Consider the following 22,348-nt stretch of genomic DNA (forward strand, 5'->3'; position numbering starts at 1 on the left):
CAAACTCTTATTATAAACAATGCAGTCCTACCTGTATCCACTTTTTTATTAAAAATTCTAAAAATCTAAAATTATACTTAAAAGTAGCCCTAGGATTTGTCATAATATAGGCAAGTGAAAGGAGTAAAGTAATGAAATTTCAACAAAGACTTACACTTTTGATAACCAGTATTACTTTGATCTTACCCTTTGAAGTTGCCGATCATTCTTATGCAGCTACCTTCACTAGTAGCGAAATCAATGAAATCAAGCAAGTACAAAATAAATATGCTGCCCTACCCAAACTACCATATACTAGCGCCAATCTTTATGCCGTCCCACCTCACCTAACAGCACCATTTTCCGTAGGCCAAGTAACCGATAGTTATATTTCTAGTACTTTAGCTTATATTAACTTTTACCGTCAGCTTTTTGCTTTACCTACTATCTCAAGCAATAATGCTGACAATAGTAATGCACAAATTGCCGCAAGTGTAATGGCTGCTATCAATGCCAATCCATTTCATAATCAACATGGGCTACCTAATGAAAAACAACCAAGCTATATTAATGATATGGATTGGAATTTGGCAAAAACAACCACAGCAAGTTCTAACTTAAATTTCAATGCCAGTAATGAATCAGCTGGTGATGTTGTAACTGATCTTTTAACCGACCGCTTCAATTTAGATGGATCTGACACTGGTCACCGTGCTTGGCTTTTATCAACTAGAGCTACTACTACTGGAATTGGCGCAGCTTACGGTGGTAATGGCTATCGTTACACAGTACAACAAGTAGTATATCCTGGAGATACCTTCAATGCCCCAGCCAAATCGAGTGTTACTTATCCTAGTAGCGGAATTTTTCCAATTGAACTTGTCCAAGGTAGCAATATTGCCTGGTCAGTCTATCTTTCTGATCAGACAGTCAATGGTACTCCTAGTATCAAAATCACCGATCTTGATACCGGACAAACAAGTTATGGCACTAATGTAAAAAATTACTCTAGTCAAGGATTTGGAAATTTTGCCACAATTCTTACATATTATCCAGGGAATATTAATCTAGTATCTGGTCATGCTTATAGCGTCCAAATTGACGGTGTAACTTCTTACACTTTTAAGCTATTCAATGAAGTAGCAAGCAATCAGCCAACTCTTAATCAAGCTACTAATAAACAAGCGGCAACTAATGATTCTCCAATGACTTCCACTGACGTTACAACTAATCAAAGTGATACACCACAAGAAGCAGATATTAAAATAAAATCTGCACTACTATTAAAAGCCCAAAAATTAGCAGATTCACTTAATAAAGGCCGAATTTATAATCCTCTTAACTTTGGTCGTTCTTACCAAAATGGTAAGCGCTACTTTAATCTAGGTTCTAATCAGTGGTTCCATAATTTTTACTTAGTAAATAATCCTGAAATTGAGGCCGGCATCATTAATATTTCTGATACTGCACTTGACACTAATATTTACACTAGTCCATATCATGATCTCCAAAAGGTAAGTACAACTCATGTTAGTCGTGGTAAAAGTTATGCTTATGGTCAAACAATTAAAATTGGAAAAACAAGATGGTTCTACCTCGGGCCAAATCAATGGATTCAACAACCAGCTTCTCGTAAACTTAATCTAAAATCTTAGCCAAGGTTAATAACATATGTTCTTTTATTTTCATTATACTTATCCCTTATACAATTATGGAATATATGAAAAAAGTACTTGATTTTGTTTTTTATGACAGTAAAATATAGATAAAGAAATGGTTAAGGAACCTGCATAAATACTTAGATTTATGCATTTTCACAATTATTTATACCCTAACTACTTTATACTTACTTAAATACAATTAAGATCATCCTTCCGATGCCATTTCCTAATAAAATAAAAAAGAAGCACTAGAAAAATCTAGTGCTTCTTTTTTATTCTTCTTAATTTGTTATTTATTAAACTAGTTTATTTAGGATCAGATAATTCCCAAGTAATCGTTGAAATAATAAATAAAGCAACTCCTACGATTACTAATTCTAAAAAGATTCCACTAGCTATTTCTAAGAAGTACCCAATACTAAAAATTAAGCCTTCAACATTGAAAATAAGTGGAATCAAGGCGAGCAAAGCATAAATTACAATTAATAAAGTTCCTGTCCACATCCCTGCTGCAGTAATAATATGGGTTAATTGTCGCAGAGCTACCTGCTGTTTTAAATTTTTAATCAACGACCAGCCAGCTAATAAACACATAAAAATTATTACTAGATTTATTACTAAAAATAGCGTTTCAATGTTGGCACACAAAGTAACTGCTGCCAAATCAAATCCTGTAATAATTGTATAGGTTCCACTACGACTGAACTTTTTCAATTGCTTTTGTACTGATTTTGCTTCTACAGAAGAATTATCATCAATTTTATGTAGAATTACATATCTAATCTCATTTGCTAGGCTAGCATTCTCAGCTTTAAACCAATGCACACCTAAAGTATAATCAACGAGCGCATCAGCAATTGGCTGTGTTTGCTTAGTAGTTAAGAGGTTATTGGCATCACCATTTCGATCCGCTCCAACCAACTCAGCAAAATCATCAAACTTTTCGTTTACAAATCTTTCTACTACTACACTATTACTCTCCTTGGCAATTTGCTTTTTCATAAAAGCAGGATTCATAAAAGTAAAAAGACTAAACACCAAAGTTATAATCGTAAACATGATAAAAATTAGGGCTCTTTTGTCATGTCTACTTTCTTCTTGATCGATTCTACGCAATTCTACGCGTGAACCTTCCATAACTACTTATCCTTTCCATCTTCTTTTTCATCAAACATATGATTAAGAAGATTAAAAATCTTACTAATATCAAAATTTTTAATTATTTCATGACCCTCACTCAAGACATGTTTAATTTCACTTTGTGATGCTCCAGCAAAAGTCGCCATATAACTTTTAATCATCATATCAGTAATTTGTTCAGGATCTAAATTTAATTCTTCACGCTTCAAAAAGAGAGTCACGGTTCCAGGAATTACAAAAGTTAATCCTAATTCCATTGCTTTGCTTCCGCCTAGTTTATCTACCACTTCTTCTTGCTCAAGCCAATTTTGCAAGCGCTCAAGCCATTTAGCAGTTGAAGCTTGGTCTTTGATGCTACTTTCTAAAACTCTTGCAGTAGCCTCATCTTCTGCGCCTAATTGCATAATAATATAGGTGAAGACCTTCATTCTAACAAATTCATTATTAAAATTAATTTCATCATATGAGAGAGCATTTAAAACTGTACTCATATATGTTGTTACAATTTCAATAATTAATTTACTCTTATGGGGATAGTAAGATTGAAGTAACGATTTAGAAATACCAGATTTATCAGCAATTTTTTGTAAAGAAACACGTTGCATCCTATCTTCTTGCAATAAATCAAAAGTATTTCTTAAAATCGTTCTACGTCTTTTCATGTTTTTTTGTCGTGCCATATTATTTCCTCTAATCTAAAGTCTAGTATCGCAATTATATCAAGCAATAATATTTTTGTATAGAAAAAGCCGCCAAAAAGGCGGTTTTCTTTGAATAATTTTAATTATCCTTGAATTCTGTTTTGTTCATCAAAAATTTGGTGAATTGATTTGTCATTATAAATATAATCAATTCCACGAGCAAGTAAACGATCAACAGATAAACGTACCATTCGATCAGGGTACTTCTTATGCTTAATTGTATCAGTTACTACAATTTGTTCGATAGGTAATTCATTCAAGACAGCAGTAGCATTTTGAGAAAGTAAAGCATGGGTTGCAGCAACATAAACTTTCTTTGCTCCTGCAGCCAAAACTGATTTAGTAGAAGAAGCAATCCGTGAACCAGTATCAATCAAATCATCAACAATGATAACCGTTTTACCCTTCACGTCCCCAATCATATCGTGAACATCTGTATCATATCTTTCACCACGTTGATCAACAATTGCAATTGGCGCATCAAAATGAGAACCAAATTGACGAGCTAGTTTTGCACCAGAATGATCTGGAGAAACCACCACAACATCATCTGTATCCTTGGTTGCAATTCCATTATCAATGAAGTATTGTGCCAGAATTGGCATTGCATGCAAGTGATCCACAGGGATGTGATAAAATCCTTGAATCTGTGAGGCATGTAAATCAACAGCAATTAAATCATCAATTCGGTTTAATTGTAATAAATTAGCTAGTAACTTAGCAGTAATTGGCTCACGTGAACGATTTTTAGTATCTTGACGTGAATATGCCATATAAGGAATTACAACATTAATGGAATGAGCTGATGCTCGATGGAGCGCATCTAAAGTAATCATTAACTCCATGAAGTTTTCATTAACGGGATCCTGAATGGATTGAATAACGTAAACATCACAACCTCTGACACTTTCAGGGATGTTTACTTGAATTTCACCATCACTAAAGTGTTGTACTGCGGTTTCTAATAACGGCTTATCAAGCGCTGCTGCAATTCGTTCAGCCAGAACCTGATTTCCTGCAAGTCCAATAATTTTCATTGGATGCAACATTTCATGTAATTCTTCTTTATTCATTTTTTCCTATCCTTCTTTTGAATTACCGGTTGTCATCATCATTATAACGGAAAATGATAATAATTAAAAAGAACCGAGTAAAATTTCGGCTCTTCTATCAAATTAATTCTCTTTATAAAAGTTTTTAATTAAATCAAGTAGTTTAAGACTATGAACAACATAGCTTTCATGATTTTGTCGCGGCATAATAACTAAACGTGAATTTGGTAAAAATTGACTATACCAGCGAACATGGTCTACTTTTACCCAATCCTTTTCACCAACAACACATAAAGTAGGAATGCTAATCTGCTGAAGTTTTCGCGGTTCAATGAAGGTTTCTTTAAGAGCTACTTTACTATCACGGTCACCAATTAAAATTCCACGCAAACTGTTCCAAGTGATATGACTTGCAGTTACACCGTTACCATTAACATAAGTTCCAGCAACAATTAATTTAGCAATTAATCCTGGGTATTGACTCGCTAATAATAGAGCAGCTACTCCGCCTGCTCCATATCCCAAAACATAGGGATCTTTTAAATTTAAGTTTCTAATAAATTCAGCCAGGTCCTCTACATCAGTTTGATAGTGTTCACTAGCTTCACCACCACTTAAACCATGACCACGCATATCAGGCACGTAAACAGTATAATATAGCGAAAGTGGAGCAAGTAACTTATCAAAGATAGCTCCATCTTGGTGGTGACCATGAATCAAAATCAAGGGGTGTCCTTGACCTAATTTTTGATAGTAAATTTCAATATCATTTACTTTAACTTTCATAATTCTCCTCCAGCATAAAACTAGTTTTTGACCCTACTTTCCTGGTAAAATATAAGTATAAATAATCAACAAATATTTTTATTAAGGAGTTGTTAATTATGACTAACCAATCAATCTTTTTTAACCCTGGCGACGCCATTGCTTCAACTCATGATTTTAAAGAAGCACGTCGCAGTGCTGAAATTTTTAAAGCAAAAACTGATGCTAATAACAAATTAGTGATTGCTCAAAATGACAAAAATGGTGAGTTTACTATCTACTATGCAGACAAAGTAGCTGACAAAGCTCACGGTATTCCGCATCATCTTAAAGATGAAATTTAATTTTTATAATTTCCATCACTTAAAGCTGCTTTTTTAGCAGCTTTTTTGTTGCTTTTATTTTTATCTCTTTCAGCTAGGAGACTTTTAATAATCTGACTCCAAACACGATAATTAGCCTTAAAATTGTCAGGTACCTTTTTTAAATCAATTGTATGCACCATGCTATCAGCTCTTTGCCAATAATGATACAAAGGCTTAGACGTGAAATAATATCCATCCGTTAAAGCCACATACTTCACATTAAAAATTTGATCTTCCATAAAGGCAAGATTTTTTACAAAGTCTAAATTATATTTACGTACAACTTCAGTTCGATAACCTTTATTCCAGGTATAGCCTTTTACTGGAGAACTAAAAATATTAGTCATTTTTAAGTAAGTATCGCGCTTACTTAATAGTCCATTTTCTTTTTTCTTATCTACAGCACGACTTGAATGATGTCTTTGAGAATCAATCCAAAAGCCACATGAAACCATAGCAACCTCTGGGTGCTTGGCAAATGCATCTACAAAAAATTCTGTATAACCTGGATCGACCCAGTCATCCCCATCATGGAAAGTAAAGTATGGTGTATCCACCAAACTCATTCCTAAATTACGCGCATCAGATAATCCACCATTAGGCTTATCAACTATCTTAAAAAATCTAAATTTATCACGGTATGATTCGGCTATTTCATGAGTTCTATCACTAGAACCATCATTGATAATTAACAATTTAAAATTTTTATCTTTTTGAATTGCTAAATGGTCAAGGGCACGACCTAAATACTTTTCCATATTATAAACCGGCATAATTACAGTTAATAATGGCTGACGTAACACAAGCTCTAGCCTCCTTTGCATTATTTGATTATATCATCTTAAGAGAATATTACATAATTAGAGTAGTTTTTTAGGGTATAATGAGCATAAGATTTATCTATATTTATATTTGCTAAATAATTATAGGAGAAAATTTTAAAATGAAAAAATTAATGACCGTCTTTAGTGCATTTTTAGTTAGTGGTTTACTTAGTATTTTTGCATTACCTACTTCTAGCCACGTTAAAGCTGATGATGATACCCCTGTTGTTACTTTAGGTACTTCTTTAACCAATTCTCAAAGACAAGGCACAATCGATACTCTAACTCAATCCTTAAATGGTGCTAGCTACCGCACTATTACTATTACCGGGTCAGATTTAGTCAAGTATTTAAATCCTTCAGGTGCAGACTTCACTAATAATTCTGGTGTTTGGTCAAGTGCTCTAATTCAAAAGACTGCTTCCGGAAGTGGTATTAATGTTCACATCTTACCTTATAATGGCCATAACAACATTACGACTATTACTGCTAACCAATACAAAAATGCCGCTTTAACTGCTGGTATTAGCGATGCTAACATTTATGTTACTAGTGCTAACCCAATTGATGGTTCAGGCGCTTTAGCTGGTGTATATGCAGCTTATGCCAAAACCGGTGACTCTTTAAACCAGAGTCAAATTAATGCGGCTCAAGATGAGATGAATACTTTAAGTGGGATTACAGAACAAAACAAGGGCAAAGATGGCTATTCAGATGCGCAATTAAATAATGCAATTGCTGGTGCTAAAGCCGAAATGGCAAAACAAGGTAGCAATATTTCTAACTCTGAAATCAGAAATATTGTTAATAATCAAATCAATATAAACCATTTAGGTGACACTATTACTAATAACCAAAAAGAACAAATTATTAACTTATTAATTACCATTAAAAATTCTGGTGCTTTAAAGAATAAGAATTTTGCTCAACAAGCTAATAAATTAACCGATCAAATTCAATCCGGTGCTAAAAATATCTTTAGTAAATTCAACACTCCCGAAACTCGTAACTGGTTCCAACAAATCATTGATTCTGTTGTCAATTGGTTTAAAGGCTTATTTGGTGGGGTCATCATTTTTAATTAACTAAACCAGATAAAAAGACTTATTTCTTACTGAAATAGGTCTTTTTTTTGATATGATAGAAAGCAAGTAATAATTTTTTTGGAGGAAGTAATTTGAGTTTAAAATACGCCCCTAAATATCGTGTTTTTCTATTTCTTATTTTTTGTATTATCAAAGCTTGTGATGTTTTATTCATCGCCTACATGATTAAATTAATGCTCAACTTAGCCTCTAGTGGCAGCAAAGATGTTAACGAGCTAATTAAATTAGCTATTATTGCTGGTATAGGTCAACTCGGTTTTACTTGTTCTAACTTTTTCTATGAACATTTAAAAATGACGATCATCAAAAATGTTAACCTAGTGCTTAAAAATGCGAATTTAAATTATTTAGTAGCACAAGCAAAAAATGATACTAAATCTGGTTTAAGCTTGATGACAAACGACTTAAAACAAATTGAAACTGGTCGTGTTACTGCTCAGCTAGATATGTGTTACCAAGCCATCTTATTTATTGGATCTATTTCATTTGCTTTCATTAATTCTTGGCAAATGACAATTATTTTTATTGTAACCTCAATTGCACCTGCACTTGTTCAAATTCTGACTAGTCGCCTGATTACACGCAAGGCCAAAGTTTGGACCGATGCCAACGCTGATTATACTCAACACGTTTCTGATAGTTTAAATGGGGCTGAGGCCGCTAAATTATATAATGTGCAACCCACTATTATTTCGCGAGCAGTAGCTAGTGCTCAACGAATGGAAGAAGCACTTCGGAGTATGAATTTCACTCAGGCATGGGCTTTAGAAGTAATTTATACTGTTGCAGAACTGTTCTGCTTCATTATTCCATGTACTATTGGTGGAGTTTTGATGATGCATGGACAATTAAAAGTCGGAACCTTGGTGCTAATGGTTGACTTAGCCATGAATTTTATTACTCCTGTGGTAACTATTTTCCAAGAATTTAATCAGGTTAAATCCACTGATCCAATGTGGAAAAAGACTTTATTGGCTCTCAACTATCTTGTTAGACCTCAAGAAAAAAACAGTAATAACTGCAATGAATTTGTCGACCTCAGAATTAAAGACTTAGCTTACAAAACCAATAAAACAAATACTGAGATTTTCAAAAATGTTGATTTTTCAGTTACTCCAGGCAAGAAAACGCTCTTAATGGCTCCTTCAGGCTGGGGTAAAACTACCCTCTTAAAATTAATGATGGGAAGTAAGACTCCAAGTGATGGACAAATCTTAATTAACGGTCAAAATCTTACTAATAATTGGCTTCAACTTCATAACTACTTCTCCTACGTCAATCAAAAACCATTCATGTTCGATGATACTTTACGCTTCAACATTACTTTAGGCAGAAAAGTTAGTGGAGAAAAATTAAAACAAGTAATTCACGAAGCTGGCTTAGATGAATTAGTCAAAGAAAAAGGGCTTGATAGTCCTATTGGAGAAAATGGAAATCAATTATCTGGTGGTCAAATTCAACGAGTGGAAATTGCACGCGCCCTACTTTCTCAACGGCCAATTTTACTTGCTGACGAAGCTACGAGTGCCCTAGACCCTCATTTATCACTGGAAATCCATGAGACATTACTCAAGAATCCTAATATAGCAGTAATTGAAGTTGCTCATAAGATTTCTCCAGCCGAAAAAGCTATGTTCGACCAGATTATTCATTTAGACCAAACTTCTAACAATTAAAGCAGTTGCTGAGCAACTGCTTTTTAGCTTATGACAGATTCTGAGATTAAATGTTAAAATGATTCTATTATTTATTTAACTATGGCATTTTAAAAATACCTTTCAAAGAAAGGAGGAACTATGTTTTTTAGGCAAAAAAAATATGCTGAAGAAGCAGAAAAGAATCGTAAAACTAACCCTAACGAAGCCAAGCCTAATGTTGTCTTCCTAACTATTATTGGGCTCTTAGGTACTTTTACTCCTACTCGCTGGCTTTTACGCTTACATCCTCGCAAGATTCACGACACTTCAATAACTGAACCTTTGACTTCATCAATTAAACAAACACCAATCATTTACATGCATGGCTTTCGTGGCGGAGACTATACCACTCAACTCATGGTCCAAGAAACCACTAAGCTAAAACCCAATCATGCCTATCTCAAAGTTAAAGTAGATTTATTTAATAACTTTGAAATTTCTGGTACTTGGACTAATGATTCTCATCCAATTGTCCAACTTGTTTTTAAACAAAATATTGTAGGCGTATATGCCATTTCTTACATGCAAAGACTAGCTCTTGCCTTCTTAAAGAAGAAATATCACTTCGATCATTATGATGCGATTGCGCATTCTTTGGGAGCCCCCTCATTAGTTAAAACTGAAATGCGTGTTCACAAGCATAAGCGTTATCCTCATCTAGACAAATTTGTCTCAATTGCAGGTCCTTTTGATGGAGTAATGTATTTAGGTGATATCCCTAATATTAATCACCTAACTCCCAATGGACGTCCCTTATTTATGACTTGGTCTTACGCTGGGATGTTGCTTCAGCGAAAAAGATTTGATCCCCAGATCAAGGTATTAAACATTTACGGCAACGTGTTAGACGAAACTAATAGCGATAAATTCATCTCTGTTACTTCAGCAAAATCAATTCGTTACATTCTAGCTCCAGTAGTTTCATTTTTTGAAGAAATTGAAATGCGTGGGGAAATGGCTGAACACAGTAATATGCATGATAATACTTTAGTAATTAAAATTATTAATAAATTTTTGGGGTTAATTCCTGAAAATAAATGATCATTTTTAGAAGGGAGGAAAAACATGTTTTGGGACAACGATTGGCTCAAACTCTTAATCGCAGTTAACACAATTCTAGCTTTTTATGTTGTCTTTCACCGGAAACGATCAGTTGCTGCTTCATGGGCCTGGTTAATCATCTTAATCATTTTCCCCATTGCGGGCTTTATCTTATATGGCTTTACCAGTCGCGGTCTTTCGCAGGAAAATCTTTTTGCAATTAATCACCAGAAACATATCGGTCTATTCAAAGTCAATCGAATGATTCCAAAAGCGCCAATCAAGGCAGGTCCTTCTGATACTTCTAATATAGATCCAATCTTAATTGACTATTTCAATGATCAACATGAAGCTCCTCTATCTAAAAATAATAAAGTTAAGATCTTTACTAATGGTGAAGATAAGTTCCATTACTTATTTAAAGATATTGAAAATGCCCAGGAAACAATTAATGTTGAATATTATTCCTTTATGAATGATGACCTGGGAAATACTTTTTTAGAGTTATTAGTTAAAAAGGCTAAACAAGGAATTAAAGTGCGCGTAATCTATGATCCCTGGGGCTCTCCTGGAGCTCATTTAGCTTGGTTTCAGCCACTGATTGATCAAGGTGGCGAGGTAATTGCCTTTATCACTGCTCAAAATATGATTACAAAGTACCGTATGAACTATCACTTGCACCGCAAAATTGTAGTAATTGATGGCAAAATCTCTTGGACCGGTGGCTATAACGTAGGGAACCAATACGTTAATAAGAGCAAACGATTTGGTTTTTGGCGTGATACTCATGTACGAATTGTCGGGTCCGCCTCATTACTTCTTCAAGAAAGATTTGCAATGGATTGGAATGCTTCAATCAAAAATAAAAACCAGGCAATCATTTTCTCACAGCGGCTTTTTCCAAAAATTGAAGAAAAATATCTTAGCGATGAAAATGTTGCGACTCAAATTATAAGTGATGGTCCGGACCAAGAAACACCATACTTACGCAATGGAATGATGCGATTAATGATGGCAGCTAAAAAAAGTATCTGGATCCAAACACCTTATCTAATTCCCGATGATCCAATGCTGGCCACTTGGGTAACCGCTGCTCATTCAGGAGTTGAAGTTAAAATCATGATTCCTTCCATGCCTGACCACCCTTTCATCTACCGAGCTACCCAATGGTATGCACGCTACTTATTGCATGAGGGAGTTAGAATTTATATATATAACAACGGCTTTCTTCATGCTAAAACAGTGACAATTGATCATAACTTTGCTGCAATCGGTTCCATGAACCAAGACTATCGATCTTATGAACTGAATTTTGAAACTGACGCAATTTTTTATGATCGCAATGTTACTAATGAGCTACGAGAAATTTTCCTAAATGACTCTAAATACTGTCATGAGTTGACAATTGCTGATACTGAGCGCTGGTCACGTTGGCTTCGATTTAAACAAGCTTTTTCACGCTTACTTTCACCAATTTTATAATTAAAAAAATGAGTAGAACTTCTACTCATTTTTTTAAATTAATTTTCTTATTTCGATTGGCGTTTCTTTTCCAATATATCTTTGAATTGCCACTAGAATTACTTCTAAACCTTGTGAAAAGCGTAATGTAAAGGCCGTACGCTTATGTGTTTGAAAGATTACCATTGTCGTTGGCTTACGCGAAGTAGGGAGAGGAATGAGCGTTACTCTTTCAATCTCCGAATATTTGACTGTTCGTTTAAAATATCCACTCACTACTAAGCGATTTTTAGCAAAACCTGAAAAGCCATCCACAATGCTCATTAAAATAAAGGCAGCAATTATTGCATTTAGTCCTAGAGTAGGATTAGAAAGATAATCCATACTAAAAAATATTACTAAAAATACTAAAGTCCAGAATAATGATGCAATACGATAATGAGCCTTCAATTCAATTACAGCTTGCCAGTACCAGCTATAAAACAAGTAGCCAACAATATAAATATCAATCAGAATATATAATAATAACATTTAACTTCCCCTATTTACTTTTTTTAATTATATCAAAGAGCTAACTATCAACAAAAACTTATCCTACTTGTTTTTAAAATTTTTTTGTTATTTTTATTTTTTTAATACAAAAGCTATAGCTTCGTTTTCTATTGCACCTCAGTCTTATTGAAGTTTTAATAAAAAAGTGATACTTTGTCACTTTTATAATTAAATATGTTATTGTTATAGTTAGGTAATAAAAAGTTGTTAATGCAAAAAAAGAAAGTTGGAAATAGATGGCATTAAATAATAATGTGTACTATTATGATACAGTCCAGATTTCTCCTTGGACTTACCAAATTGTCGTAAGTACTGAAGGATTGGTATTTGTTGGACTAAAAGAAGACAAAACCTATTCTTCATTTCATAATTATTATCCAAATCAAATGCTCGTCCAAGATCCAAAACGAGTATCACCATATATTGAAGAACTAAAGGAATACTTTGCTGGTAAGCGTCGTAAATTCGACTTACCAATTGACTATAGTGCGTTTGGGACCTCTTTTCAGAATAAAGTAATTCAAATGGTGCAGAAGATTCCTTACGGAACTACAGTTACATATGCAGACCTTGCTTCAGCTATTAATGGTTCTACTTCAGTTAGAGCAGTTGCTCACGCAGTAGCCTTGAATCCAAACTTAATTTTTATTCCAAGTCATCGAGTGATTTTGACTAAGGATAATGTTGGTGCTTATCGCATGGGATCAAAAGAAAAATTACGTTTAATAAACTTAGAAAAAGGATATTTGCATGCAACTTCTTAGACTTTATGCCCCATTTTTTGACTTAAATAATTGGGGCTATGTGCTGACAAGTGGTAAAGATTGGATCATGATCTTTACCTTGATTCTTATGGAATGTTTGCTCTCAGTTGATAATGCCGTGGTATTAGCGGCACAAACTCAAGTCCTACCCACAGAAAAAGAAAAAAAGGAATCTCTAATCTATGGTTTATGGGGAGCTTACCTTTTTCGTTTTATCGTAATTGGGATCGGAACATATTTAATTCACTTCTGGGAAATTAAGCTTTTAGGTGGAATTTATTTATTTTACCTGGTTTATCGCTACTTTTATGATTTACGCCATCCTAAGGAAGATAAAGTCGAATCATCACACCCAAAAAAGCAAAAAAAGTCTAACAAAAAGCATCATCTATCACTATTTTGGCGTACTGTAATTTCTATTGAATCGATGGATATAGTATTTTCAATTGACTCAGTTCTAGCTGCTCTGGCAATGTCAAATAATCCAGTTGTCGTCTTAATTGGTGGGATGATAGGAATTTTATGTATGCGAGGAGTAGCCGAAGTTATTATTAAACTTATGAAAATTATTCCTGAGTTGCAAACTATGGCTTATATTTTAATTGCTATTATCGCAGCTAAGCTTTTAGTCTCACTTCCGCCAATCAATTATAAAGTTCCAGACGTAGTATTTGCTATTATTGTTTTTGGTACTGTTGGCTTAACTGTTCTGATTCATTACTTGCGTCCTCAAAACCGTAAACACAAATCATCTAATTAATCTTATCTTTTAGATATTCTTTGAGTACAACTGCTTGGTTGTGCTCTTTATTTTTAGCACCATAAAGGAAAAGGACATCCTGCTTAGCCAATTGTTCTTTAACATTTTTAATAAAATCTGATAAAGCAGGATTATCATCTAATTCTTGTTCATATTTTTGTTTAAATTCTGCGTATTTTTGATCATCATGATTGAACCATTTACGCAATTCATTACTTGGACCAATTTGTTTATCCCATTCATCTAGGTCTGCTTTCACCTTACTCATACCACGTGGCCAAAGTCGATCTACTAAAATTCGGTAACCATTAGGTTGTTCGTGATCATAAATCCGCACTAATTTAATTTTATTCTTAGTCAATTTATTTACCTTCTTTCTTTAAGTTCATTATACTTTTACTAAAAGGAGTTTGACATGAACTACGATTCATTTTTTAAAAATAGACCAACCGAAATTATTGCTCAAGACCTTCTAGGCAGAACACTATCTTTTAATAATGGAAAAGAAATTTTAAGCGGGACTATTGTTGAAACCGAAGCATATTTAGGCCAAAAAGATCGCGCTGCTCACTCCTATAATGGCCGACGCTCACAAGCTAATGAAGGATTATATCGCAGTGGTGGTACGCTTTATATTTATGCTCAACGTCAGTACTTTTTCTTTGACGTCGCTACACAAGAAGAAAACATCCCTGAAGGAGTGCTAATTCGTGCTATTGATCCAATTAGCGGTATCAAAACAATGGAAGCCAATCGTAACCATAAAACTGGTATCCTCTTAACAAATGGTCCTGCCAAAATGATGCAGGCTTTTGGAATTGATAGTCGTAAATGGGATCTCCATTCTCTAGCTCAATCTCCTTTTGATATTGATTTAAATCATAAAAAGCCAATTGAAGAAATAAAAGCTGTCCCGAGGGTTGGCATTAACCAATCTGATCCTTACTGGGCTAAAAAAGAATTGCGCTATATCGTCGCAGGTAACCCCTACGTTTCAGATATCAAGAAAAAAGATTTTAAGAAAAATCACGGATTTTATTGACAAAAGATTAAAAATCGTTTAATCTTTTCATCAGTTAAATAATTCCCAATGCAATAGAGGTTGCGGTAAGTACAAATTTAAATTGAGTGCGCGAAGACTATGAACTTTAAATTTAGACTTATCACCGAAATAAAAGAACTTTTCGCGAAGTGATTTTATTGGGCTGCAAGAGAACATCTTGTAGACTGTCCTGGTAGTCCCCAGGGAGCGCTATATGATTTGGTTTAAATACTGATGAATTTTACGCCTCGTTGTTTTTGGTAACAACGAGGTTTTTATTTGCGTTTATTGTATTGGCTTTATTTGAAATTATTTTTGGAGGTATTTCAAAGTGAAGTCAAAAGCAAAATGGCTAACCGCGCTTTTGTTGTTAGTAATTAGTCTTATTATTAGTAATCATGCTGGCTTATCAACTGTACAAGCCGCTAGCAAAGAACCTGTTTTAAAAATAGGAATGGAAGCAAATTACCCACCTTACAACTGGACTCAAACCAATGATGCTAATGGCGCTGTTCCAATTGATGGTTCAAAGCAATACGCTAATGGTTACGATGTTCAGATTGCCAAGATTATTGGTAAAAAATTACACCGTAAAGTTGTCGTTGAAAAGACCGAATGGGATGGTTTACTTCCCGCTTTAACTTCAGGCAAGATTGACTTGATTATCGCTGGTATGTCACCTACTCCTGAGCGTAGAAAAGCAATTAACTTTACTGAACCTTACCGTAAAGGGACTTTCGTTGTTATTGTTAATAAAAACAGTAAATATGCTAAAGCAAAAACTCTTAATGATTTTGATGGGGCAAAATTAACTGCACAACAAGGTACCCTTCACTATGACTTAATTAAGCAATTAAAAGGGGCAAAACGTCAACCTGCAATGCGTGACTTTTCTGCCATGCGTCAAAGTTTAAATTCCGGTACTATTGATGGCTACGTTTCTGAAGATATTGAATATACTAGCTACAAGGCAGTAAATCCTAATGTCGTAGCCATTAATTTAAATAAAATGTCCGGTTTCCATGTAGATGCTGACGATTCTGAAACTTCTATTGGAGTTAAGAAGGGTAATACTCAACTTCTTAACCAAGTTAATGCTATTTTAGCTACTATTTCTAATAAAAAGCGTGCTCAATTAATGAACGCAGCTATTCGTGAACAACCACAGGCTACTTCAAAGCATGAAAATTGGTTCATTTCGATGATGCATCGCTACGGTAGTATGATCCTTGGTGGTGTAGGAATGACTTTACTTCTTGCCTTAGTTGGTACGATTGTTGGTTTCTTCATTGGTTTATTAGTAGGTATTATCCGTACCATCCCTACACCAAAATCAACTGGTAAGAGATGGTTCATGAAGGTTATTGACTGGATCTTAGCAGTCTACATTGAAGTCTTCCGTGGAACTCCTATGATGGTTCAAGCCGCCGTCTTCTACTATGGTATTGCCCAATTATGGCACATCAACTTAAACAGAACTGTTGCCGCTTTAATTATTGTTTCTATTAATACTGGAGCTTACTTATCTGAAATTATTCGTGGTGGTATTAATGCAACTCCTAAGGGACAATTTGAAGCTGCTCAAGCCCTTGGAATGAAACACTCACAACAAATGTGGCAAATTATCTTACCACAAGCTATCCGTAACTGTCTTCCATCAATTACGAATGAATTTATTGTTAACATTAAGGATACTTCAGTATTGAGTATTATTTCTGTTTCAGAATTATTCTTTGTTGGTACAACCGTTGCGAGTCAAACCTTCCAATTCTTCCAAACATACTTAATCATTTCTGCTATTTACTTAATTCTTACCTTCTCAATTACTCGTATCTTTAACTTTATCGAAAAGAAACTTGAAGGTCCTAGAAATTACAACCTAATGGCAAACCAAATTCAATTAGCTGATCCAAAGGAGGCTGGTCTTGAACATGAACAATAATGAAGAAAACATCTTAAAAGTAGAACACTTGCAAAAAAGCTATGGTGATCACCAAGTTTTACGTGACATTTCATTTGATATTAACAAGGGTGAAATTATGACAATCATCGGCCCTTCCGGTGGTGGTAAATCTACGATGCTTAGATGTATCAACCTCTTAGAAGATCCAACTGAGGGAAAAATATTATTTCATGGTGATAATATCTTAGCGCCCAAATATGATTTGAATCATTATCGTTCAAAAGTTGGCATGGTATTCCAACAGTTCAACTTGTTCAACAACAAGAATGTACTTCAAAATTGTATGATTGGACAAGAATCAGTTTTAGGTCGTTCAAAAGCAGAAGCAGAAAAAATCGCTCGTGAAAATCTTAAAAAAGTTGGTATGGAAGCATATGCCGAAGCAAAACCAGCCCAACTATCAGGGGGACAACAACAACGTGTTGCGATTGCACGTGCAATTTCAATGAACCCAGAAGTACTCTTATTTGATGAACCAACTAGTGCCCTCGATCCCGAGATGGTTGGTGAAGTTCTAAAAACTATGAGTAATCTAGCAAAAACCGGATTAACAATGGTAATCGTTACTCACGAAATGGGCTTTGCTCGTGATATTTCTAATCATGTTGTATTTATGAGTGATGGTTATATTACTGAACAAGGAACACCAGATCAAATTTTCAATCACCCACAAGAAGAAAAAACCAAGAAATTCTTACGTAATTTCAGAAATGAACAGTTCTAAAAAAATAAGGTCTCGATATTTATCGAGACCTTATTTTTTATTATGTATTATTAATACTATTCATTTTACTGATTACATCTTCAGAAAGTGGTGCAGCTTTTTTAATATTTTTTGGCACATCTAACTTAACATACTTACCAATTTTATTAATTACTTCTTTTTCTTTAATTTTTATTCCCTTATAAGTCATTTCAAACGTAATTATCAGTTCTTCGACGTGATAATTACGTCTATTAATACTTTCTTTCATTGTTAAATTTTTCAAGCTGGCATCTTTTAAAATTTCTTCATTCATACCTAAACCTTCAGAATTCTGTCCCGTCATTTCTAAGATAGCGCGGACAAAATCACGAAAATCATTCTTCTCTTGAGATGAAGTAGCCAAAGATAAAATGTATTTATCCTTAGTATTTGTCAATTTCATCTTTTGCTGAATTTTAGGTGAAGGATTAACGAACTTACTAGTGTTAGTAGCAAGATTATTTTTTAATGCATTAACATCGATAATCTTGCTTGCTGTTTTGGCCTTATACCATTGACCGCCAGTTAGTGCTAAATAAATATTCTTGTCATCAGTCCATTCTTTACTACTACCTTTTACTTCACCAGCACTATTGGTCGTGACCATTTCCATAATAAATGGTTGCCTGCGAAAAGCTCCTTGTAAATTGCTTTTCATCATACTATTATTTCCATCCGCTAATTCAATATTAAGCGTTAAATAACCATTTTCAATTGGATGCTTTTTCACCTTAGCAACAATAGCAGCAACGGTATTCTGATTTTTAGAAGTTTGATCGACTGATGAATTAGACGTTTGCTCAGAATGTGAGCCAGAAGACTTACTGCATGCACTTAACGGCAACAAAAATGCAATTAAGAGCAGCCATCCTATTCGTCGTATCTTCAATTTTTGCAACTCCTTAACTTAAATTTTCTCAATTTTATTATACCTAAAATTTCTCAACTTAAATTACTTATCAAAAAAGAGAGGTCCAATTCCTCTCTTAAATAATATCGTTGCTTTGGTTTTCTTTAGCCAATTTCCACCCAGATTCAAAATAATTTTTTCTCGTATTGCGCAAAGCATCATAATCACTCTGCAAACTGTCAATTGCATCATGTAACTTTTTATTTTGCTTCCGCATTGCATTTAATTCTGGATCATTAATCACACCACGTAAGTGAACCTGACCTGCCAAGTCACGTTTCGCTTGTACAAATTCTTCTTTCAAATTTGCTAGAGTATTCTCATATTGAACTAAACGCTCATTAACTGTCGTTAAACGATTATTTAGTTCTACAAACAAGTCATAAGGCATATTAGACTTAATGCGATTACATTCACTGCATGATAGGATCAAGTTTTCTGGATCATTGTTTTGCGATAAAGAAACCGGATCTTTATGGTCAACACTAGTGCCCTTACGTCCACAATATTGACACCGATAATTATATTTACGCCTAATTTGTTCCCGCTCAATATAATCTAATTCATTCAAAGAAAAATTAATTTCTAAGCCTAAATTTTGCATATTAACTGCAAAATCTACATTATTTCTCGGGACATAATCAATTATTTGATCTTCACTCTTTGCGACAGCCTGATTAAAGCTGTCACGTGTTACTTGCTGTTGAGCCACTTCATTACCATCATAATCTTGAATAAAGGCTTCATACGCTTTTCGCTGGTCCGGCTTAACTAAGAAATTTTCTTCTTCTAAGTTTAGACTAGTAGTTTTCTTCCCCGTGTAGCCATATAGCATAATTAAAGCTAAGTCTTGAACTACTTTATTTTCATAGTCATTTGGTTCTAGTCCTCGTGAAAGGCAGATATCGCAAATACTCGTTAATTTTGGATTAATCAATCCATCTTGTTTAAAATGTAAACTATTTATTCTTAAGCCACATGAAGCACACTGTAACTTCAATTAATCTTGATCTCCCATTAATAAAATACTAAAAGCAATTCTTTGCATCTTATCTTTAGCTGCAAAGTCTCCTTCAAAAAGGTCTGGTAAAATTTTTTTGATAAAGTATTGAACACAAACTAGATCATCAAAAGCCTTAATTGTCTCTAAGCTTTCTCTAAACATTTGCATATACACTGGATTAGGATTTCCGAGCTCAATTTCACCATATGCTTCATACAATAGATCTAACTTATCACAAACCGATAAAATCTTTCCTTCTAAAGTATCATCTTTGGCTTCAGACAAACGTTTACGATAAATTTCTTGGAATTCTTCAGGTATTTCATCCTTAATAAACTTATCGGTCATCGTTTCTTCAACTTCACCAATCATTTTTCTAAGTTCTGGTGTAGCATATTTAACTGGTGTCTTAATATCACCAATAAAACGTTCAGTATAGTCATGATTAAGACTTTTTTCATATAAAGATTTCCAATTAACTTCTTTACCACCAATAACTTCTTCAATATCACCCATCATTTGAGCAAGTTCAGCAGTTCTGAATGAGTGATCAGCAACTGAATGATGTTGATACTTAAAATATCCTGGTGCACGGTCAATTGATTCCAAACTATTAAATCCTTGAATATATGCATTTAAGCCCATTTTATTTACTCCCTTTCATTACTACTAATCAATATAAAATTTTCACTATATTATCAAAAGTAATAAATCAATGCAAATAAAAAAAGAGAGAATGTAAAAATTACATTCTCTCTTTTTTGTAAAATTAATTACTTGTTTTCATCAGCGGCAGCTTTGTTTAAGAAAGCAACAACTTCTGCAGCTCTCTTTACACGTGCCTTGGAGTTCTTCTTGTTCTTAGGTCTTAAGTTAGGAGTAACACCAGTGTTATAGTTTTCACCTTTACGCATAGATCTATACTTCCTCTCAATTAAAATTTTCGAAAATCTTTTATTATCTTATCATGAACAAGACTCAAATAGCAAGAAGACTTTGAAATTAAAGGAAATTAGCAGATTTTTCCACCTAAATTTTTCATTTCTTCCTTAGTTAACTTCTTATTAGCACTGTCCGTATTAATAGTAACTGCCCCATCAATAATTCCCTCATCACTTGAAAGAGATAAAACTGCGTTTCTAGCATTTAATACTAGTCCATTTTCGAGAAATTGTAATTCATCCCCGGAAGTATAAAGATCTAAGTCCATATTATTCTTTACCTTAATATCGTAATGAGGATCTTTTTCATTTAAAACTACTAATTGAAAATTGGCACCAATAGTACAAGTTCCACCAAGTTTAGAATAAGCATTTGAACCATCATTAAGAGCGAGTAAAACGATTGAACCTGGTTTAATTTTAGATTTAATCAATTCTTGAGCTGGTTCTTTAATTTTAAGTTGTACATTATTTTTATCAATCATATAATCCCTCCTTGGAACTATGTCATTTACTAACTAAAGTATAGCAACAAATAGTGAATTATATTAGCTTTTTGCCTAAAAAATTCCTTAATTCATAATTTGTATCATAAAAAAGCGCTGAGAACTGTTGCGAACTGAGGCAAAAGAGTTCAAAATAGAATATGTTGATTTAAGTTATTAAGAGGGGAACTCAATGACCGTCATCAAGAATATCGCACGGGACCGTATCCTTCAGGTAACGGCCGTACTGACAATTGTCAGTCTTTTTTTTGCTAGACCACGAATACAGGATATTAATTTTCATACCCTATATTCAATTCTTGCAATGCTGGCAATTATTCAAATCTTTTCTTATCTACACGTTCTTGATGTACTAGCATACAAATTAACTACTAGTGCACGAACAACGAGAAGATTAACTGCTATCTTTACATTCTTATCAGTAATATCAGCGATGTTCTTAACTAATGATATTACCGTTTTAACCTTAATACCTTTATATTTAACAATTGCTCACAAGCATCATTTGCCTGAAATTTTGCCAGTTACTTTAATTGGTATGGGAGCAAATATTGGGGCTGCTTTTACACCATGGGGTAATCCTCATAATATTTTTATTGTTAATACTTATTCTGTTACTCCTCAGAGATTTTTTGGTTGGTCTATTCCTCTTTTAATTGCGAGCTTAATTTTAATTACAGGACTGCTTTTTGGAGTAAAAAATTCTCCTATCTCTTCTGTTCCTTTGGAAAATGTGCGCATTAGTTGGCGTCCAACTATTTTAACCATCTTGGTAGCAATCTTTTTCTTTTTTGGAGTTTTTAATATTGTACCCGCCTATGTTCCTGCAATTATAGCGATTATTTTAGCAATCATTATTAATCCCAAAATCTTATTGCATCTAGACTATGCCTTACTATTAACTTTCACTTGCTTCTTTATCTTTATTAGTGATATTCAACAAGTGCCTCTTGTAATAGCAATCGTACGTCACACCATGTTCTCTGAACATTCTGTTTACTTAACCTCCATCATTTCCAGTCAATTTATTTCAAACGTACCTTCAACCATCTTAATTGGAAAATTTACTGGTTTTGCTGAATCTTTATTCTTAGGTTCAAATATTGGTGGTTTTGGTTCAATTATTGGGTCAATGGCCAACATGTTAGTCTTTAAGTCATTTGCAGAAAATGGTACCGTTTCAAAAAGTAGATTTTTCTGGATCTTCTCTGCACTCCAATTCTTCGGCTTATTAGTGCTGACAATTTTTGGCTGGTTAATATTAGATTTTATATACTAGATTTTAATTTATTTTAAAGACATACTAAGTATGTCTTTTTTTATACAGCTAGATTAGGTAAAATATAATAAATTTTTACCATTATAATATA

24 protein-coding genes are annotated in these 22,348 nt (G+C 33.9%); 12 read left to right on the top strand and 12 right to left on the bottom strand.

Annotated elements, in window-relative coordinates:
- Positions 1-131: 131 nt before the first annotated feature.
- Entirely contained in the window at positions 132-1,634 is a 1,503-nt protein-coding gene (locus FP432_RS05535; RefSeq protein ID WP_265488326.1) for a CAP domain-containing protein, read from the top strand.
- A 312-nt stretch (positions 1,635-1,946) separates the two neighbouring features.
- On the opposite strand, the gene FP432_RS05540 is transcribed toward FP432_RS05535, so the two are convergent.
- The 4 genes from FP432_RS05540 to FP432_RS05555 all read right to left on the bottom strand — a co-directional run bounded on the left by FP432_RS05540 (position 1,947) and on the right by FP432_RS05555 (position 5,319).
- The gene (locus FP432_RS05540; protein WP_265488327.1) at positions 1,947-2,777 is read right to left on the bottom strand and encodes a hypothetical protein; all 831 of its coding nucleotides are present in this window, start codon (positions 2,775-2,777) and stop codon (positions 1,947-1,949) included.
- A 2-nt stretch (positions 2,778-2,779) separates the two neighbouring features.
- Positions 2,780-3,460, bottom strand: coding sequence for a TetR/AcrR family transcriptional regulator (locus tag FP432_RS05545; RefSeq protein WP_265488328.1), 681 nt, complete (start codon positions 3,458-3,460; stop codon positions 2,780-2,782).
- Between the two features lie 104 nt (positions 3,461-3,564).
- Positions 3,565-4,554 (bottom strand): ribose-phosphate diphosphokinase, encoded by a 990-nt coding sequence (locus tag FP432_RS05550; RefSeq protein WP_265488329.1) that lies wholly within the window; start codon positions 4,552-4,554, stop codon positions 3,565-3,567.
- Between the two features lie 102 nt (positions 4,555-4,656).
- Positions 4,657-5,319 carry an alpha/beta fold hydrolase gene (locus tag FP432_RS05555; protein ID WP_265488330.1) on the bottom strand — a complete coding sequence of 221 codons (663 nt, stop codon included), beginning with the start codon at positions 5,317-5,319 and terminating at the stop codon, positions 4,657-4,659.
- 98 nt (positions 5,320-5,417) lie between these two features.
- On the opposite strand from FP432_RS05555, the gene FP432_RS05560 reads away from it, so the two are divergent.
- Positions 5,418-5,642, top strand: a complete 225-nt coding sequence (locus tag FP432_RS05560) for a hypothetical protein (protein ID WP_265488331.1) — start codon at positions 5,418-5,420, stop codon at positions 5,640-5,642.
- On the opposite strand, the gene FP432_RS05565 is transcribed toward FP432_RS05560, so the two are convergent.
- On the bottom strand, positions 5,639-6,466 hold the full coding sequence (locus FP432_RS05565; protein ID WP_265488332.1) for a glycosyltransferase family 2 protein: 828 nt from the start codon (positions 6,464-6,466) through the stop codon (positions 5,639-5,641). The two genes, FP432_RS05560 and FP432_RS05565, sit on opposite strands and share 4 nt — an antisense overlap.
- 140 nt (positions 6,467-6,606) lie before the next feature.
- On the opposite strand from FP432_RS05565, the gene FP432_RS05570 reads away from it, so the two are divergent.
- The 4 genes from FP432_RS05570 (at position 6,607) to cls (ending at position 11,813) form a co-directional block, all read left to right on the top strand.
- Positions 6,607-7,572 carry a DUF1002 domain-containing protein gene (locus FP432_RS05570; RefSeq protein WP_265488333.1) on the top strand — a complete coding sequence of 322 codons (966 nt, stop codon included), beginning with the start codon at positions 6,607-6,609 and terminating at the stop codon, positions 7,570-7,572.
- Between the two features lie 92 nt (positions 7,573-7,664).
- Positions 7,665-9,269, top strand: coding sequence for an ABC transporter ATP-binding protein (locus FP432_RS05575; RefSeq protein WP_265488334.1), 1,605 nt, complete (start codon positions 7,665-7,667; stop codon positions 9,267-9,269).
- A 120-nt stretch (positions 9,270-9,389) separates the two neighbouring features.
- Positions 9,390-10,331, top strand: coding sequence for an alpha/beta hydrolase (locus FP432_RS05580; protein WP_265488335.1), 942 nt, complete (start codon positions 9,390-9,392; stop codon positions 10,329-10,331).
- Positions 10,332-10,355: 24 nt separating this feature from the next.
- Positions 10,356-11,813 carry a cardiolipin synthase gene (gene cls, locus FP432_RS05585; protein WP_265488336.1) on the top strand — a complete coding sequence of 486 codons (1,458 nt, stop codon included), beginning with the start codon at positions 10,356-10,358 and terminating at the stop codon, positions 11,811-11,813.
- A 33-nt stretch (positions 11,814-11,846) separates the two neighbouring features.
- Here the strand turns inward: cls and FP432_RS05590 are convergent, their stop codons facing one another.
- Positions 11,847-12,323 carry a hypothetical protein gene (locus FP432_RS05590; RefSeq protein WP_265488337.1) on the bottom strand — a complete coding sequence of 159 codons (477 nt, stop codon included), beginning with the start codon at positions 12,321-12,323 and terminating at the stop codon, positions 11,847-11,849.
- Positions 12,324-12,580: 257 nt separating this feature from the next.
- Between FP432_RS05590 and FP432_RS05595 the strand changes: the two genes are divergently transcribed.
- Together FP432_RS05595 and FP432_RS05600 are read left to right on the top strand one after the other, a co-directional pair.
- Complete coding sequence (locus tag FP432_RS05595) at positions 12,581-13,108, top strand: methylated-DNA--[protein]-cysteine S-methyltransferase (protein ID WP_265488338.1); 528 nt, start codon at positions 12,581-12,583, stop codon at positions 13,106-13,108.
- Positions 13,095-13,868, top strand: a complete 774-nt coding sequence (locus FP432_RS05600) for a TerC family protein (protein WP_265488339.1) — start codon at positions 13,095-13,097, stop codon at positions 13,866-13,868. Before FP432_RS05595 ends, FP432_RS05600 begins: the two co-directional genes overlap by 14 nt.
- On the opposite strand, the gene FP432_RS05605 is transcribed toward FP432_RS05600, so the two are convergent.
- Entirely contained in the window at positions 13,861-14,229 is a 369-nt protein-coding gene (locus tag FP432_RS05605) for a DUF488 domain-containing protein (RefSeq protein WP_265488340.1), read from the bottom strand. The genes FP432_RS05600 and FP432_RS05605 overlap by 8 nt on opposite strands.
- A gap of 54 nt (positions 14,230-14,283) precedes the next feature.
- Here FP432_RS05605 and FP432_RS05610 point away from each other — a divergent pair, with 54 nt between their 5' ends.
- The 3 genes from FP432_RS05610 (at position 14,284) to FP432_RS05620 (ending at position 17,597) form a co-directional block, all read left to right on the top strand.
- Positions 14,284-14,910, top strand: a complete 627-nt coding sequence (locus FP432_RS05610; protein ID WP_265488341.1) for a DNA-3-methyladenine glycosylase — start codon at positions 14,284-14,286, stop codon at positions 14,908-14,910.
- 331 nt (positions 14,911-15,241) lie between these two features.
- On the top strand, positions 15,242-16,852 hold the full coding sequence (locus FP432_RS05615; protein ID WP_265488342.1) for an ABC transporter substrate-binding protein/permease: 1,611 nt from the start codon (positions 15,242-15,244) through the stop codon (positions 16,850-16,852).
- Positions 16,842-17,597 (top strand): amino acid ABC transporter ATP-binding protein, encoded by a 756-nt coding sequence (locus FP432_RS05620; RefSeq protein WP_265488343.1) that lies wholly within the window; start codon positions 16,842-16,844, stop codon positions 17,595-17,597. Before FP432_RS05615 ends, FP432_RS05620 begins: the two co-directional genes overlap by 11 nt.
- A 40-nt stretch (positions 17,598-17,637) precedes the next feature.
- Here the strand turns inward: FP432_RS05620 and FP432_RS05625 are convergent, their stop codons facing one another.
- The 5 genes from FP432_RS05625 to FP432_RS05645 form a co-directional block, all read right to left on the bottom strand.
- A complete protein-coding gene (locus FP432_RS05625) occupies positions 17,638-18,507 on the bottom strand; it encodes a DUF6612 family protein (protein WP_265488344.1) in 870 nt (289 codons plus the stop codon).
- A 97-nt stretch (positions 18,508-18,604) separates the two neighbouring features.
- Complete coding sequence (locus FP432_RS05630) at positions 18,605-19,528, bottom strand: HNH endonuclease (RefSeq protein ID WP_265488345.1); 924 nt, start codon at positions 19,526-19,528, stop codon at positions 18,605-18,607.
- Positions 19,529-20,176 carry a YfbR-like 5'-deoxynucleotidase gene (locus tag FP432_RS05635; protein ID WP_265488346.1) on the bottom strand — a complete coding sequence of 216 codons (648 nt, stop codon included), beginning with the start codon at positions 20,174-20,176 and terminating at the stop codon, positions 19,529-19,531. It abuts the gene before it with no gap.
- A gap of 128 nt (positions 20,177-20,304) precedes the next feature.
- Positions 20,305-20,445, bottom strand: a complete 141-nt coding sequence (locus tag FP432_RS05640) for a hypothetical protein (protein WP_117118807.1) — start codon at positions 20,443-20,445, stop codon at positions 20,305-20,307.
- A 98-nt stretch (positions 20,446-20,543) separates the two neighbouring features.
- Positions 20,544-20,957 (bottom strand): iron-sulfur cluster biosynthesis family protein, encoded by a 414-nt coding sequence (locus FP432_RS05645; RefSeq protein ID WP_265488347.1) that lies wholly within the window; start codon positions 20,955-20,957, stop codon positions 20,544-20,546.
- Positions 20,958-21,150: 193 nt separating this feature from the next.
- On the opposite strand from FP432_RS05645, the gene FP432_RS05650 reads away from it, so the two are divergent.
- Positions 21,151-22,257: an SLC13 family permease gene (locus tag FP432_RS05650; protein ID WP_265488348.1), complete on the top strand. Its 1,107-nt coding sequence runs from the start codon at positions 21,151-21,153 to the stop codon at positions 22,255-22,257.
- Positions 22,258-22,348: the final 91 nt, after the last annotated feature.

It is taken from the genome of Lactobacillus sp. PV034, assembly GCF_014522305.1.
In the GTDB taxonomy this organism is placed as follows: domain Bacteria; phylum Bacillota; class Bacilli; order Lactobacillales; family Lactobacillaceae; genus Lactobacillus.